Source organism: Nevskiales bacterium, assembly GCA_035574475.1.
In the GTDB taxonomy this organism is placed as follows: Bacteria; Pseudomonadota; Gammaproteobacteria; order Nevskiales; family DATLYR01; genus DATLYR01.
Map to the genome: position 1 here is coordinate 1 of DATLYR010000155.1, position 15,633 is coordinate 15,633.

Below are 15,633 nucleotides of genomic sequence, written 5' to 3' on the forward strand. Positions count from 1 at the left end.
CGGAAGCCCACCAGCACCCGAGCCTTCTTGACCACATGCCGCACCGCCAGCCGCGCCCGCCGGCGGTAATGCCAGACCGGACCGGCGAGCGCAGGCAGCACGCGCTCGGGCTGCACGCCGCCGATGCGCGCCAGGCTGTCGAGCAGCCAGCGCTGCTTGAGTGCCAGCTGCGCTTCGGATGCCAGGTGCTGCAGGCTGCAGCCGCCGCAGTAACCGAAATGCGGGCAGCGCGGCGCCACGCGCTCGGGCGCGGGTTCCAGCACCTCCAGCAGGCGCCCCTGGTCATGATCGCGCCGGCGCTGCGTGCGCAGGTAGCGCACCCGTTCGCCCGGCAAGGCATCCGGAATGAACAGGGCCTTGCCATCGGCCTGGCGCGCGACGCCGACACCCTCGTGGGTGATGTCCTGGATGCGGATTTCGAAGGGCCCTTCCGGCGCCCGCTGGCGGTGCGTGCGCGGCATCGCAGACTAGTGCGTCGGCCAGGCGTCGAGAAAGGCCTGCAGATGCGGCTGGCCGGCGGCCTTAAGGGTCTTGCGCACCAGTGCCTGCTCCTCGGCCAGCGCCTGGTCGCCGAGCAGGCCGCGCAGGTGCTGGAAACGCAGGTAGATCAGGTAGGTGTTGAGCGCATCGGTCTCGCAGTAATTGCGGATGTCCGCGATCCGACCGGCGAGAAAGCTCTCCCAGACCCGGCTGCCATCCATGCCCAGCTTGCCGGGCAGCCCCAGCAGCTGCGCGATCTCGTCCAGCGGCGCGAAGGCGCGGGCCTGGTAGGCCGCCAGCACGTCCATGACGTCGGTGTGGCGCTCGTGGTAACGGCCCAGGTAGTTGTTCCACTTGGCCTCGCGGTCATGCCGGCCGGTGTCCCAGTAGGCCGGAGCGGACACACCCTGGATCAGCGCGCGGTAATGCAGCACCGGCAGGTCGAAGCCCGAGCCGTTCCAGGACACCAGCGTCGGCCGGTAGCGCTCGATGCCCTCGAAGAAGCGCGTGATCAGCTCCTTCTCGTCGGACTCCGGCTTGCCCAGCGACCACACGCGCAGGCCCTCGGACGAGCGCAGCACGCAGGCAATGGCCGCCACACGTTGCAGGTGATGCGGCAAGAAATCGCTGCCGCGAGCCTGCAGCCTCAGCTGCTGCATGGCGGCAGCGACCTCGGCGTCGCTCAGGCCCTCTAGCCCGTACAGGCGCCGGCCACCCTCGATGTCCGGGAGGGTCTCGATATCGAAGGCCAGCGTGGTGTCGAGGCTCAAGCGGGAAAAACGCCGGTGGAGAGGTAGCGGTCGCCGCGGTCGCAGATGATGGTGACGATGACGGCGTCTTCCACCTCTTTGGACAGCTGCAGTGCCGCCCAGGTCGCGCCGCCCGAGGACGGGCCGCAGAACAAACCCTCGACGCGCGCCAGTTCGCGCATGGTGTCCTCGGCGTCGCGGGCGCTGACCTCGATCACCCGGTCCACCCGCGGCGGCTCGAAGATCTTCGGCAGGTAGGCCTCAGGCCACTTGCGGATGCCGGGAATGGAAGACTCGCCGTCCGGCTGCACGCCGACGATCTGGATGCCCGGGTTCTTCTCTTTGAAGAAGCGCGAGCAGCCCATGATCGTGCCGGTGGTGCCCATCGAGCTGACGAAGTGCGTGATCCTGCCCTGTGTGTCGCGCCAGATCTCCGGCGCAGTGCCTTCGTAGTGCGCGCGCGGGTTGTCCGGGTTGGCGAACTGATCGAGCACCCGGCCTTTGCCCTCGCGCTGCATCTTTTCGGCCAGGTCGCGGGCACCTTCCATGCCTTCGTCCTTGGTCACCAGGATGATCTCGGCGCCGAAGGCGCGCATCGCCTGGCGTCGCTCGAGGGACAGGTGCTCGGGCATGATCAGCACCATGCGGTAGCCTTTGGTCGCCGCCACCATCGCCAGCGCGATGCCGGTGTTGCCGGAGGTGGCCTCGATCAGCGTGTCACCGGGCTTGATCTCGCCGCGTTCCTCCGCGTGCTTGATCATGCTGTAGGCGGGCCGGTCCTTGACCGAGCCGGCCGGGTTATTGCCCTCGAGCTTGCCGAGGATGACGTTGCGGGTCTTGCCGGCGATGCGCTGCAGGCGTACCAGTGGCGTATTGCCGATGAACTGTTCGAGGGTGGGATAGCTCATATCCCGCTAGTCTAAAGGATTGCTGCGAAATTGCGCTCCACCCGACATTCCCGCCTTCCTTTCCCGTCATTCCCGCGCGCTCCTGGCGTGAATCCATTCCAGCATGGATCCCCGACCAAAGCGTTCGGGGACGACGGAGTAGTGGGAGCATTCGGGGGTGACGGGAAATCAGAGTCGCCGGCAGGGCCGGCTCCTACAGGAGATCCTGTAGGAGCGCACCCTGTGCGCGACACTCCCAAGGGTCGCTTGCAGTCAAGCTCCTACCTGTAGCAGATACGCCGTTATCGAACCGCGAACATTCCGCGGCTCGCTGGCACCCACCACAGCAAACCCAGCACGAAGGTCAGCACCGCCACGCGCAGCGGCTGCGGGCTGCGCGCCTTGAGCTTGCTGAAGGCCAGCGGGATCTCGATCAGGTGTGCCACCAGGATGATGGCAGTGAGCAGCGCCAGCCAATGGGTCGGTTGCCCGTTGAAGGCCATGTAGGCGCCGCCGGCATAGATGGCTAGCAGGCCAATGATGTTGGCGATCCAGAAACTGCGGTGGTCTAACACTTGGATCCTCCCCTTGATCCTAGAACTCGGCGATGGCACTCAGGCGAAATGACCGGGGCTCCACCGGGTGGAAGTGCACATCCTCGACCGGCGCAGCCTCGCCCGGTAACTGGGATTCGTAGAAATAATCGATCTGGCTGTCCTTGCGGTCGAGCAGGTTGAAACCGTCCAGCGCGATGCGCAGCCGTTCGCTGATGCGGTACCCAACCCGTGCACTCAACAACGTCGTGCTGTCCGAACGCTCGCTGTCGTCCTCGATCAGCGGCCGCGGGCCGAACCAGCGTAGGTGCACGGCGCCGAACCAGGGCCCGCGCTGATCCACGGTCAGCCCGAGGCTGGCCACGCCCTCGACCGCGCCGGGAATGCGGTCACCGGCCGGGTCCGAGTCGCGGAAACGCGCCCGTGCATAGGCCAGGTCGGCATCCAGCAGCAGCCAGGGCGCCAGCAGGTAATCCAAGGACAGCTCCGCGCCGATGCGCCGGCTGGGCCGGCCAGCCTCGGTGCTGCCGGCATCGCCGACGAATACCAGCTCGGAGTCGAAATCGAGCGCGAACAGCGCGAAGGCGGTCTTGAGTCCCGGCAGGCGCTCATGGCGCACACCAAACTCATAGCCCTTGGCCCGCACCAGGTAGGGCACCTGCTCCGCCGCCAGGCCGGAAACCGGGTCGACCGTGATCGTAGTGCCGCGCGCATCGTTGCTGTGGTAACCGCCGCCGGCGTTGAAAAAATACTCGATACCGCCGAACGGACCATAGACCAGCCCAAACTGTGGGTTGACGATGCTGTCGCTTTCCCTGCCCGAGTTGGCCGGGTTGTCGCTGTCCACCTCGGCGCGGAAAAAGTCGGCACGCAGACCCAGCGTGGTACGCAGCCGGTCCTGCCACTGCACGCGGTTCTCCCAGTACAAGGCCGTGCTGGTCTGCTCGATGTCGTCGGCACGGGTCGTGGACAGGCGCTGGCGCTGGCGCGTGTTGAACAGGCCGTTGGCGATATCGTCGTGGCGGAACTGCAACCCCAGCGCGTTCTCGACCGGGCGCGGTTCGCGGCCGCCGAACCAGCGGCGGCTGAGATCGAAACCGTACAGCTTGCGGTCATCGCGCTGCTCGAACTGGTCACCATTGACCGGATCGTTCTGGAAATAGGTGAAATTGGAGAACAACGCCAGGTCGCTGCGCACGGCGTAGGCACTGGCCTCGGTCAGCGCCCCGGCCGCGCGCCGGTGCCAGCGACCCGAGAGGCTGTAGCGGTAACTGTCCGAGCCGTCGCTGGGATCCAGCGACCCGAAACGGTCGAGCGCGCCCGATTCCACCGCGCGCAGCGGGATCTGGTTGGTGGCATTGCCCGCGGCATCATGGCCCATGAAGCTGAGGCCGAACCCTGCCTGCTCATTGCCCTGGCTGTAGCGCAGCACGGCATTCGTGCGGTGGTAGTCATCCGGGTTCTGCCAGGGACCGTCATGATGCAGGCGTTCCAGCGCATACAGCAGCCGTCCGCTCGCCAGTGACTGGCTGTCGGCCAACAACAGACGCCGCGCGCCATCTTCGCCCAGCGTGCCGCTGGCCAGTCCGCGCGGCAGCTCGTCGCGATAGTCCACGTGCACATTGCCGGCCGCGGAAAAATCACCGGCGTCCGGATAGTACGGCCCCTTGCGGTAATGGATGTGGTCCACCAGCTCGGGGATGACGAAACCGAGGTCGGCATAACCCTGGCCGTGGCCGTGGCTGCGCAGGTTGACCGGCATGCCATCCACGGTAATCGCGAAATCCGTGCCGTGATCGAGGTTGAAACCACGCAGAAAGAACTGGTTGGCCTTGCCCTCGCCGCTGTGCTGCGTAAGGATCAGGCCCGGCACGTTTTCCAGGATATCGCCGGCGCGATAGATCGGCTGCGCGACCAGCGCGTCGCCTTCCAGGGTGCCGGCGCTGGCGGCGTCGGGCTTGACCCGCTCGCCCTTGACCTCCAGCGCCGGTAGCGTTTCCGCCACCGGCACATGTGCCATGGCCGGCGCGGCCGGCAGCGCACCGCTGAGTATCAATACCGAGCATGCCGCCTTTCGCATGATTCGTGCCCCCGCGTATCTCGATGTTTACATTCGTCCGTGCATCTTAACCGCCGGTCAACCTGCCCAGCAGACCCGGCGCCCAGCGTTTCATCACCCAGCCCATCCGGGCCTGGCGGCCCACCGGCACCATGAACCGATTGCGGCGAATCGCACGCAGCGTGCGCTTGGCGACCTCCTCCGGCGTGACCGAATTCTGCGCGAACTCGCGTTCGATCCGCGCCCGCGTGCGATCATTGTCCAGCGCGCCGACGAGCTTGACCTTGCCGGCAATCGGCGTCTTCACGTAACTGGGGCAGATGACGCTGACCCCGATGCCGCTGCGCTTCAGCTCCGCGCGCAGGCTCTCGGACAGCCCGACCAGCGCGAACTTGCTGGCGCAGTAGGTGCTCATGCCCAGTGTGCCGATGAAGCCGGAGGCCGAGGCCATGTTGACCACCTGCCCGCCCTGGCCACGCTCGATCATCCGCGGCAGGAAGGCGCGGCAGCCGTGCACCACGCCCATGACGTTGATCTCGTGCAGGCGCCGCCAGTCGGCCGGCTCGACGTCCGTCAGCAGCCCGCCCATGACCACGCCGGCGTTGTTGACCAGCACGTCGAGCGCCGCGTGTCGAGCATGTATCCAGTCCGCCAGCGCCTGCACCTGCTTTTGATCGGTGACATCCGCAGCGAAGGTTTCTGCCTGCGTGCCCAGCGCCACGCAGCGCTGGCGTACGGCTTCCAGCCGGTCGGCGTCGCGTGCGGTGAGGATCAGCCGCGCACCGGATCGCGCGAAGGCCAGCGCCAGCGCCTCGCCGATGCCACTGTTGCCGCCGGTGATCAGAACGAGCCTGTTCCTGAAGTCCTTCATGCCGCAGTTCCTCAAGGTGAGGCGGTTTCGTACCAGATCGGCGAGGCCCAGGCGCGTTCCTCGATCGTGTGGAAATGGTTGCGGCCGCGGAAGCTGCCGGGCGCGCCCTCGATCACGCAGCAGCCCTCGTAGCCGGCAAAGCCGCTATTCGCCGGAAACATGCCGTTGGCCGCGTCGAGGCGGCTGCAGTCCACCTTTTTCTCCACGTTGCACTGCCAGGCCGACCAGCGGCAGGACGGTACCTCCAGCGCACGCGCGTAGTAATAGGCGTCCTGGGCCGGGTCGAACTCGGGATCGGTCCAGACCGTGCACAGCTGCTCGGGATGGCTGCCCACCGGCACGCTGCAGTCGCTCATCGAGGGCCGCTGCACCGCATGCGGGGTGCGCGCTACGCCCTCGAACACCTTCACGCGCGGTTTACCCTGGGCGTCCACCCAGCCCTTGACGATGTCGATGCGCTGGAGCGGGTAATTCTCCGGGTCCTGCTGCGCCCAGACCGCGATCTGCGGCCGCCCCTGCGGGGGTAGCGGCAGGTTGCCGCCCATCAGCGCACCCTCGGCCGCGCCGGTGTCCACCGGATTCACGCCGGCCGCGAGCTGTGCGCAGGTGTTGGCCGGCAGGTTCCAGCCGCCGATGCTGCGGATCTTCATGCGCGGGCCGGAAGTGCCCCAGGTTTCGCCGCGGTGCAGCGCGTCCCAGATCTCGTCGCGCGTGTTTTCCCGCGCCCATACGCCGGCGAGCCCGCCGGGATTGAGCGTGCGCGCAAAGTCGAGGAAACGGCGGTTGCTGCAGCTGGCCGGATCCGCCGGCTCGCCGCTGTCGCAGGCCCAGAAACCGAACAGCTCCTGCGGCTCGTCGTCGAGCACGCCGCCATGGCCAACGAAGCCGCGCTCTGCGGCATTGCCCGAAATGCCGTTGTGCGTGTCGGTGGCCGCGATGATGTTGGCCTTGTAGGGGTTAATGCCGAGGTTCTGCCGGATCGCCAGCCCTTCCGCGATCGCGTTGCGGTAATAGTCGAGCGGATGCGTGCAGTTGCCGGTGCCGACCGCGTCCGGGTCGCCGGCCGGGCGCGAGCGCCCGTCCGGTCCCGGGTTCACGCAGAGGTCCACCAGGTTGCTGCCGGCCGTGCGATGGCTGCAGAAATTCGGATCGGTGAGCGGATCGCCGGTGCACAACTGCGCGCAGCTGGCCGGATCGTCCGGCCCGCCGCGGCATACGCTCTTGTTGATCTCGAAGTCGCAGGCCGACTCCTCGCCGTCCAGGTAATCGCCCTCGAGCCCGACCGCGCACTCGGACTGGCCCTTGTGCTGGGTGATCTCCACCGCGCGATCGAGGCTTACGCGCAGCTGCGCGTCGGCGAAGGTCATCGGGAAGTAAACGTCGGTCGAATCCAGCTTGCGGCCCAGCGGCACGCCGGTGCCCGGCTCCATCGGCAGCCACATGCGGCCATCCGAGAGGTTGCCGTTGTGCGGAATGGTCAGCACGTCGCAGCCCGGCACCGACTTGCAGACCAGATTCAGGTGATCGAACAGGTCCCAGTCGTCGTTGCCGTTCTGCGGGTTGAGCGCCGTGTCCGGCCGCGCGGCGCCGAACACCATCTGCGGCATGTGCGCGGTGTCGCCCTTGAAAATCACGTTGCGGTGGAACATCTGCGACAGCTCGTTCGAGCTGAATTCGTAGCCGTGCAGGGTCGTGAATCGGCAGGGCTCGTTCTCCTCGTCGTTGATCTGCTTGGTCGTGTGCCAGGCGGAGACATTGGTCGGGCTGAAGCCGATCAGCGACTGCAGCAGCTGCTGTTGCAGCGGGGTATCGCCGGCGGCAATCGCGACGATGTTGTCGCGAATGCCCTGGCCGATCAGCTGGTCACAGAGCTGGCGCGAGAGCGGCGTCAGCCCGCAGGTGTAAACGAAGCCGCCCAGGAATTCGGCGTGGTCGGTCACCGCATTGAAGTCCAGCGGCCGGCCGATGCTGACCTCGCGCTGCTTCGTGTACGGATCATCGCTGCCCAGCCCCGGCAGGCCGCCGGTCTCGCCCTTGGCGAAGCGGTGCGCGGCGCGCGGGTCGTTGGCGGCGTTGAAAAAATAGGCGTCCAGCGAATACGAGGTGTGCGTGTGCAGGTCACCGAAGTAGGCATTCTTGCGGTTTTCGCGGAAATCCATGCAATGGCCGGCCACCGGCCCGCCGTCGGGCGGCGGCACGAAGGGCGGTGTGCCGCCCTTGCTACTGCTGCCGCCGCAAGCCGACAGCAGTACGGCCAGTAAGCCCAGGCTCATCATCCGGCACATGTCACACCCCAACCCCCAGCGACGCCGACCACAGCAGCAGCCGGTCCAGCGTCCAGTACATCGCCACGCCGCCCAGCAGCGTGACCGTGATCGCCATCCCCTGCGCCGGCAGGCGCAGGGCGCCGGCCCGCCGCAGCAGCGCCCAAACCAGCAGCACGGTGGCGACGAACAGCAGCTGGCCGAGCTCGACGCCCAGGTTGAACAGCAACAGCGCCCAGCCGCGCGCCGCTTCCGGCAGTCCGACCTCGGCCAGCGCACCGGCAAAACCAAAGCCGTGCAGCAGGCCGAAGACGAAGGCCACCAGCCAGGGTTTGCGGAAGACGATGGAAGGCGCTGGAGTCCCGCTTGCGTGGGAATGGCGGAAGCGGGCAAGTTCGGCTGCCAGCAGGACGATGCTGAGCGCGATCAGCAACTCGACCGGCTTTGACGGCAGGCCCCCGACGCCGAGCACCGCCAGCGCCAGCGTCAAACTGTGCGCGAGTGTGAAGGCGGTCACCGCCGCGACCAGCGTGCGCCAGCCCCGGTCCGAAACCAGCACCACCAGCATCAGGCCGAGCACGAACAGCAGATGGTCGGGCCCGAGCAGGATGTGCTCGATGCCGATCGGCAGATAGGCCAGCAGCCCGGGCGGCGGGCCGGCCTGGGGCTGCGGCGCCAGCACCGCCACGGGATCCTGGCGATCCACCGCCGCGGTGAGCCTGTGGCCATCGACCAGGCGCAGCGTGACCAGCGCTTCCGGCATCCGCGGGTCCAGGCCCTCGATGCGCAGCCGCTGGCCCGCGAGCGAGGCCTCGCACTGCAGGCGCCACTGGCGCAGCACCCACTCCGCGCTGCGCTCGGCGCGTACCTCACCCACCGGCGCGCAGCCGGCCGGGAACTGCGGCACCACGGCCGCCGCACCGCCGTCGCGCGCCAGCGGCGTTTTCAGTGTCACCTGCAACAGGCCGGGCTGCAGCTCCTCCAGCCGCAGCACCGCAGTCTGTAGCTCGTGCGCAGACAGCGGTAGCACCACCCCCCACAGCGCCAGCAGGAGCAATACGCGCCTCATCCGGCGCGGCCCTCGTTGTGGGCGTCTTCGAACTCGATGCGATAGCGCGCACGCAGCTCGGCCAGCACGGCGCGGTTGCGTGCCTCGCGCTGCGCCAGTCGCCAGTCGCGCCGGACCTGCTCCGCGACCTCAGCCAGTGCCGCGGGCCGGAAGGGCTCGCGGGCCGTGATGCGCACCAGGTGCAGGCCGAAGGCCGAAGGCAGCGGCGGCGACCACTCGCCGGCCGACAGCTGCGCCAACGCCTCCGCAAAGCCGGCGCCGAAATCGCGGCGCAGGCGCGCAGAGTCGGCCTGCGTCACCACCTGCCCGACCAGGAAGGGGTCGCCGAGACCGACGAAGGTCGCCGGCTCGCGCCGCAGCTGGGCGGCGAGGCGCTCAGCCTCCTGTGCCAGCCGCTCACCATGGCGACCGCGGCTGAGGAAGACCTGTTCGAAACTTACCGTGGGCGCGCGGCCGTAGCGCTCCGGATACCGGTCGAGCCAGGCCTGCAAGGCGGCCTCGTCCGGCTCCGGCAGCAGGCTGTCATCCTCGATCAGGAAACGCATCTTCTGCGTCAGCTGGCGTTGCACGATCACGTCGCGCCGGTCCAGGCCCAGCGCGAGGGCCTCGCGGTACAGCACCTGCTCGTCGATCCAGCGGTCGAGCAGCGCCTGCAATTCCTCCGGCTGCGGCGCGCGCCCCTGCTCGGCCCGGAAGGCCTGCGCCAGCGCCGCCTGGCGCCCGGCGCTCACCACAATCCGCAGGGTGTCGTGCTCGCTTGCGTCGCCGTCTGTCAGAAGGCGGTCCACCCCGAGAATCACCAGTCCCAGGAGCAGGAAGCGCAACAGCGGCTCACGCAGCCCGCGCCGGAAAGTTTCGATACCGATACCCCTCATGGCTGCACCTCCCGTCAGGGACGCAAGCTGAACAACATCCCATCCTCACCCAGCAGCAGCGGGTGCGCGATCTGCGCCACTTCCACCAGCGATGCCCGGCGGGCCGAACACGTCCACCAGGATGATTGCGCTGGAGCATCACGCGCTCCAACGGCGCCTTGCGTTTCAGGAAGGCCAGGCCGGACGCCGCAGCGAGCAGCAGCACTGTCACCCGCAGAAACCGCTTCATGCCGCTTTTCCCTTGCGTTCCAGCCCTGCCTCACGCAGCGCCCATTCGAGATCCTCGATCCGGTCCTGGCCCCAGAAGGCCGCACCGTCGAAGGTGAACACCGGCACGCCCCACTGGCCGAGCTGGGCCAGCCGCGCGGTGTTGTGCTCTACCCGCTCGCGGTATTCGGCACTCGCAATCGCCGCGCGGCAGTCGTCCCAGCGCAGGCCGACCCGCTCGCACAGCGCGCGCAGCGGCGCATCGCGCAGCACGTCCAGGCCCTCGCCCCAGATGCCGAGGCTGGCCGCAAGCACGAACTCGCGCAGCCGTCCGACGCGCGCGGCATGCTCAGCGACAGTGAGGCAACGCCACACGCCCTCGCCCAGCGGGTCATGGATCTTTCCGAACGGCAGGCCGAGACGGTCGGCCTCGCGCTTGGCGTCGCGCAGGATGTACAGGCGTTTCGCCAACGGCAGCGGCTGGCCGCGCATCGCCATCGGCCGTACGCCGCGATACACGAGTTCGATGGCATAACGCTCGGGCAGCGCAAAGGCACGCGGCGCCGCAAGATACGAGTACGGGCTGCGGAACGAAAAGAAAAACTCGACCTGCGGCGCGCTCATGTCACCAGCCCAGGTAGGACAGCCGTTCTTCGATCTGCGGGATGCGCTCGTGGGCGAAGAACCACTCGCCTTGCACGCGTGCCGCCGGCGACTCCCAGTGGCCCTTGCGCAGCTGGCGCGTCCGGTTGGCGGCGAGGCGCTGCGCCAGCAGCGCACCCGCGGCCGGCGGTGCCTCGCCGGTGATCTCGCAGAACAGCCCGGCATAGTCCTCCGCACGGACCGGCCCCTCGGAAGCCAGCCACAGCCGCGTCAGCGCGGCGGCGACGAAGGCCTGCATCTGCGGGCGGCCGCGCAGGGATTCGGTCCAGGTCGCGAGGAAGGCCGTATCCGCCGGCGCCAGCGGCGTGCGGCGACGCAAGCTCAGCCCGCGGCGGCGCAGGAGGCGCAGGCTGTCCTCGATGGCGAAGTGCCGGCGCTGTTCCAGCGCCGGGTCCTGGTCCATGCCGCGCTCCACCAGCGGATAGAGGCTCAGCTCGGTGCGCCGGCGTGCGGCCACCTCCAGCAGCGGCAGCGCCACCACGCTGTAGGGGTCGTCGAAAGCGAAGTACAGCTCGACCTCGGCCCGCCCGCCCAGGCGCCGCAGCAGCCAGGCCCACAGCTGGCCCGGCCAGCGGCTGGCGAACCAGGCCACCAGCAGGCGGGGCATCAGGACTTTCTGGAGGGTGTCGCGCATGGCACCACCCTAGGCTCCCGCCCTGCCCCGGTCTTGGCCCTGCGGGACATTCGTTGGTCGGACAGGGACATGGGCGGCTTTCGGAATGGCAGCCCGGCCGGGAACCGACGATAATCGCCGCCAGCATGCCGCGCCGCGACCGTTCCGATGCCCGCTGAACCCACCCGGCGCTGGATTCTGATCCTCGGCGCGGTCGTGGCCATCGGCCCGCTGTCCATCGACATGTACCTGCCGGGCCTGCCGACGCTGCAGCGGCATTTCGGCTCGGACGCGCATGCCGCCCAAATGAGCCTGGCGCTGTTCTTCGCCGGCCTGGCCCTCGGCCAGCTGGTCTACGGCCCGGTCTCGGACCGCTACGGCCGCCGCGCGCCGCTGCTGGCCGGCCTGGCCATTTACATCGCCGCCACGCTCGGCTGCGCCTTCGCGCCCAGCATGCCGGCGCTGATCGGCCTACGCTTCCTGCAGGCGCTCGGCGGCTGCGCCGGCGTGGTCATGACCCGCGCCATGGTGCGCGACCGCTTCGAGCCGCAGGACATGGCCCGCATCCTTTCGCTGCTGCTCCTGGTGATCGGCGTGGCGCCGATCCTCGCGCCGCTGCTCGGCAGCGTGGTGCTGCAGGCCGCCGGCTGGCAGGCGATCTTCGTCGTGCAGGCGATGTTCGGCCTGTTGTGCCTGGCGGCGGTCGCGCGCTTCATCGAGGAAACCCATACCCCGCCGCCCGGCGCCAGCCTGAGCTTTGGCTCGGCACTGCGTGGCTACGCGCACCTGCTCAGGCACCGCCGCTTCATGGGCTATGCGCTGGCCGGCGGCACCGCGCAAGGCGGCATGTTCGCCTACATTTCGGTATCCGCGTTCGTGTTCATCGAGGTGTATGGCCTGTCGCCGAATGGCTACGCCGCCGTGTTTGGCGCCAATGCTTTCGGCCTGATCGGCGCCGCCCAGCTCAATCGCTGGCTGCTCAAGCGCTATCCGGCGCAGAACGTGCTGCGCGCCGCGCTGGCCGTCTACTTCGCCGGCGGGCTGGTGCTGCTGGGCGCCGCGCTGAGCGGCGCCGGCGGCTTGTCCGGCATCCTGCTGCCGCTGTGGCTGTGCATCACCAGCCTCGGCTTCACCTTCCCCAACTCCGTGGCCGCCGCCATGGCACCCTTCGGCGACCGCGCGGGCGCCGCCTCCGGCCTGCTCGGCACTCTCCAGTTCGTCATCGCCGGCGGCACCGCTGCGATCGTCGGCGACTGGTATGACGGCAGCGCCCTGCCGATGGCCGCGGTGATCGCCCTCTGCGGGCTGGGCTCGAACCTCCTGCTGCACGGGGTGGTCCGGTCGCGCTAGGATGATGGCACCATGAAGCATGTCATCCAGCACGGCGTCACCCAGAAGCAGGCCAGGGAAGCCATCGACGCCGCCATCAAGGTCTACTCGCGCAAGTTCCCCGAGTACCACCCCAAAAGCCGCTGGCTGGACAAGCACCGTGCCGAGGTTTCGTTCAAGGTGAAGGGCTTCACGCTCACCGCTACCATCAACGTGCATCCCAAGACCATCGAGTCCGAGATGGACGTGCCGTTCCTGTTCCTGCCCTTCCGCGGACGCGCGCTGAAGGTGATCGAGGACGAGATCAGGAAGTGGGTGGCGCGCGCCAAGGCCGGCGAGATCAGAGCCTGAATCGCCTGCAGGCAGGCTCGACAATGAGCCACGTCTTCTGCAGGAGCGCGCCGTGCGCGCGACAATAAGGTCAACGGATGCCGCATCGGTCGCCTGCAGGGCAGGCTCCTACAAAAGCGGCAGCACTCCCTTACGGTATGCCCGCCAGGCTGGCGGGACCTCCAGCACGAAGGTCGCAAGCACGCCGAGCAGCGTGAGTCCCAGCGCAATCGCATCCGCCAGCCGCGCCGGCGACAGCACCGCCAGCAGCAGCGCAACCACCAGCGCGCTGGCGATGAAGCCGCCGCAGGACAGGCTCAGGAACTGCTCGCGGCTGTTCTCGCCCGGCCTGAAGTCGAACAGGAACAGCGTCCACAGGCTGGCCGACATGTGCACCCGCGCGCCGCTGGCCCAGGCGCCGATCAGATGGCCCCACTCATGCGCCAGGAAGCCGCCGACCGGAATCATGACGCCGGCGGCGATGGCGACCGGAACCGCCCAGGGCGATGTCCCCGGTTCCAGCCGCAGGCTGGCCAGCCAGAGCAGAATCGTGAGCGCGACCAGCGTGAGGTCGCGCAGCGCCAGTTTCACCGTCACGCGCGTGGCAGCCGTACGGAGCGTCATCTGTCATCCCGGCGAAAGCAGGGATCCAGAGGCTTGCAGCCTGAGTGACTGGGACGATTCTTCACCTCGCGTTCCACCGGAGCTGCCGCTCGCGCACGGCCAGGAACAGCGCGATGGCAAAGGCATAGCTCGTCACCAGGCTCATCGGGAAGTACCACCAGCTGATCTTCATGCCCGCGCGGCGCCCGTCCAGGATGGTCCACAACGGCAGCAGGATCAGGTTGGCGATGATCAGGTCCTGCCCGCCCGAGGCCGAGGCCGGGTTCACGAACAGCAGCGTGGTCCAGTGCCACCAGCTCGCCTGGTCGCCGTACTGGCGGAAGTACTGGAAGTTGAAATACCAGCCCACGAACAGCGCGATGACGGCAATGGCATAGCAGACGCCTTCCAGCGCCGAAGTGCCGGCCGCCTTGCTGCCGCTGCGGTACAGGTGCGCGTTGGCCCAAAACACGGCGCCGATCGACAGCAGGCCGATGGCCACATAGAAGATTTCCGTCGGCGACATGAGTCCCCCTGGTTCTTATGAAGCAATCCCCTCTCCCCCGCCCCTCTCCCATTAATGGGAGAGGGGAAAGGCATGAACAGCCTCAACCCAGCCACGGCAGCAGGCCCAGCGCCAGCATCACCAGCAAAGCCGCCAACCCAATGCCGAAGAAAATCGAGCGCGCGGTGCGCAGATCGGCGTAGTAGCAGGCCATATGCCCTGCCCGGCCCAGCACATAGGTCCAGGCCGCCAGGTTGAAGGCCAGCGCCGGCGCGCCGGAGAGCATCCCGAACAGTGCCAGCAGCACGAAGCCCGCCAGGCTCTCGTTGGTGTTGGCATGCGCACGCACCGCACGGAACAGGAAGTTGCCGTGGTCCGCCGGCACCGGCGTGCCCGGCACGTGCTTGGCCTTGATGCTGGCGAAGTCCACCACCAGGATTTGCACCAGGAACAGCGCCGCCGTCACGCCCATGGCGAGCACCGTGGGCGCGTAAGGCAATAACCAGGCTTGCATGTTCGATGACTCCCTTTATCTCCTGCACAACATCAATCCGGCGGCGTATCGATTTCCACCAGCAGCTTGCCGGTGTTCTCGCCCGTGAACAGCTGGCCCAGTGCCTGCGGCGCGTTGTCCAGGCCCTGGACCACCGTCTGCCGGTCCTTGAGGCGGCCGGTCTTGAGCCACCACAGCATGCGTAGCTGCGCCATCGGGAAGCGCGGCATGTAGTCCAGGATGATGAAGCCCTGCAGCCTGATGCGTTTGAACAGCAGCTCCACGAAGTTGCGCGGACCGAGGTTGGCGCGGTCGTCCTTGCCGTATTGCGAGATCATCCCGCACAGGACGATGCGGCCGTGCAGGTTCATGAGCTCCAGCACGGCCTCCATGATCTCGCCGCCGACGTTCTCGAAGTTCACGTCCACGCCCTGCGGGCAGGCGGCCTTCAGCTGCGCGCGCCAGTCGGCATCGCGGCGGTTGATCGCCACGTCGAAGCCCAGCTCGCGCGTGAGCCACTCGCACTTCTCGCGCGTGCCGGCGATGCCCACCACGCGGCAGCCCTGGATCTTGGCGATCTGCCCGACCACGCTGCCCACCGCGCCGGCGGCGGCGGAGACCACCACCGTTTCACCACGCTTCGGCCGGCCGATGTCGAGCAGACCGAAATAGGCCGTCATGCCGGTGATGCCGAGCACGCCGAGCGTGGCCGTCAGCGGCGCCGGTAGCCAACCCGGGATGACCTGTGCGGGGATCTCGTCGTTCTCGCCGATCAGCGCATAGTCCTGCCAGTTGAGCATGCCGCCGACGATCGCGCCGACGCGGTACTTCGAAGTGTTGGACGCCACCACCCGGCCCACACCGCCGCCGCGCATCACCGCGCCCAGCGGCACCGGCGGCAGGTAGCTGTCACCCTCGCTCATCCAGATGCGGTTGGTCGGATCCAGCGACAGGTACAGGTTGCGCACCAGCGCCTGCCCGGGGCCGGGCCTGGGCACTTCCTCGACCACGCGCTCCAGCACGCGCGGGTCGTAATCCCCGCTCGGACGCTGGCGCAGCAGGAAACGGCGGTTCACCGCCGG

At 68.1% G+C, this 15,633-nt stretch carries 17 protein-coding genes; 2 read left to right on the forward strand and 15 right to left on the reverse strand.

Annotation, left to right across the window (positions count from 1 at the left end; all coding sequences use genetic code 11):
* The 11 genes from VNJ47_09080 to VNJ47_09130 form a co-directional block, all read right to left on the reverse strand.
* Window positions 1-461: 23S rRNA (uracil(1939)-C(5))-methyltransferase (locus VNJ47_09080; GenBank protein HXG28985.1), on the reverse strand; the 461-nt coding region annotated here is incomplete at its 3' end.
* Between the two features lie 6 nt (window positions 462-467).
* Window positions 468-1,250 (reverse strand): 3'-5' exonuclease, encoded by a 783-nt coding sequence (locus tag VNJ47_09085; protein ID HXG28986.1) that lies wholly within the window; start codon window positions 1,248-1,250, stop codon window positions 468-470.
* Window positions 1,247-2,137 carry a cysteine synthase CysM gene (cysM, locus tag VNJ47_09090; protein ID HXG28987.1) on the reverse strand — a complete coding sequence of 297 codons (891 nt, stop codon included), beginning with the start codon at window positions 2,135-2,137 and terminating at the stop codon, window positions 1,247-1,249. Before cysM ends, VNJ47_09085 begins: the two co-directional genes overlap by 4 nt.
* Before the next feature lie 281 nt (window positions 2,138-2,418).
* Window positions 2,419-2,691, reverse strand: coding sequence for a hypothetical protein (locus VNJ47_09095; protein ID HXG28988.1), 273 nt, complete (start codon window positions 2,689-2,691; stop codon window positions 2,419-2,421).
* A 19-nt stretch (window positions 2,692-2,710) separates the two neighbouring features.
* The gene (locus VNJ47_09100) at window positions 2,711-4,750 is read right to left on the reverse strand and encodes a TonB-dependent receptor (protein HXG28989.1); all 2,040 of its coding nucleotides are present in this window, start codon (window positions 4,748-4,750) and stop codon (window positions 2,711-2,713) included.
* Between the two features lie 46 nt (window positions 4,751-4,796).
* Window positions 4,797-5,600 carry an SDR family NAD(P)-dependent oxidoreductase gene (locus VNJ47_09105; protein HXG28990.1) on the reverse strand — a complete coding sequence of 268 codons (804 nt, stop codon included), beginning with the start codon at window positions 5,598-5,600 and terminating at the stop codon, window positions 4,797-4,799.
* An 11-nt stretch (window positions 5,601-5,611) separates the two neighbouring features.
* Window positions 5,612-7,873 carry a DUF3604 domain-containing protein gene (locus tag VNJ47_09110; protein HXG28991.1) on the reverse strand — a complete coding sequence of 754 codons (2,262 nt, stop codon included), beginning with the start codon at window positions 7,871-7,873 and terminating at the stop codon, window positions 5,612-5,614.
* 13 nt (window positions 7,874-7,886) lie between these two features.
* Window positions 7,887-8,933, reverse strand: coding sequence for a HupE/UreJ family protein (locus VNJ47_09115; protein ID HXG28992.1), 1,047 nt, complete (start codon window positions 8,931-8,933; stop codon window positions 7,887-7,889).
* Window positions 8,930-9,808, reverse strand: a complete 879-nt coding sequence (locus VNJ47_09120; protein HXG28993.1) for a peptidylprolyl isomerase — start codon at window positions 9,806-9,808, stop codon at window positions 8,930-8,932. Before VNJ47_09120 ends, VNJ47_09115 begins: the two co-directional genes overlap by 4 nt.
* Window positions 9,809-10,033: 225 nt before the next feature.
* A complete protein-coding gene (locus VNJ47_09125) occupies window positions 10,034-10,639 on the reverse strand; it encodes a DsbA family protein (protein ID HXG28994.1) in 606 nt (201 codons plus the stop codon).
* A 1-nt stretch (window position 10,640) separates the two neighbouring features.
* The gene (locus VNJ47_09130; GenBank protein ID HXG28995.1) at window positions 10,641-11,312 is read right to left on the reverse strand and encodes a hypothetical protein; all 672 of its coding nucleotides are present in this window, start codon (window positions 11,310-11,312) and stop codon (window positions 10,641-10,643) included.
* Window positions 11,313-11,459: 147 nt separating this feature from the next.
* Here VNJ47_09130 and VNJ47_09135 point away from each other — a divergent pair, with 147 nt between their 5' ends.
* The gene (locus tag VNJ47_09135; protein ID HXG28996.1) at window positions 11,460-12,641 is read left to right on the forward strand and encodes a multidrug effflux MFS transporter; all 1,182 of its coding nucleotides are present in this window, start codon (window positions 11,460-11,462) and stop codon (window positions 12,639-12,641) included.
* 12 nt (window positions 12,642-12,653) lie between these two features.
* Window positions 12,654-12,971 carry a polyhydroxyalkanoic acid system family protein gene (locus tag VNJ47_09140; GenBank protein ID HXG28997.1) on the forward strand — a complete coding sequence of 106 codons (318 nt, stop codon included), beginning with the start codon at window positions 12,654-12,656 and terminating at the stop codon, window positions 12,969-12,971.
* Window positions 12,972-13,079: 108 nt separating this feature from the next.
* Here the strand turns inward: VNJ47_09140 and VNJ47_09145 are convergent, their stop codons facing one another.
* From VNJ47_09145 to VNJ47_09160, 4 genes are all read right to left on the reverse strand, one after another.
* On the reverse strand, window positions 13,080-13,574 hold the full coding sequence (locus VNJ47_09145; GenBank protein HXG28998.1) for a hypothetical protein: 495 nt from the start codon (window positions 13,572-13,574) through the stop codon (window positions 13,080-13,082).
* A gap of 61 nt (window positions 13,575-13,635) precedes the next feature.
* Window positions 13,636-14,079, reverse strand: coding sequence for a DUF2834 domain-containing protein (locus tag VNJ47_09150; protein HXG28999.1), 444 nt, complete (start codon window positions 14,077-14,079; stop codon window positions 13,636-13,638).
* An 82-nt stretch (window positions 14,080-14,161) separates the two neighbouring features.
* Window positions 14,162-14,572, reverse strand: a complete 411-nt coding sequence (locus VNJ47_09155) for an MAPEG family protein (GenBank protein HXG29000.1) — start codon at window positions 14,570-14,572, stop codon at window positions 14,162-14,164.
* A gap of 32 nt (window positions 14,573-14,604) precedes the next feature.
* Window positions 14,605-15,633 (reverse strand): NADP-dependent oxidoreductase (locus VNJ47_09160; protein ID HXG29001.1); only part of this gene is annotated, 1,029 nt, incomplete at its 5' end.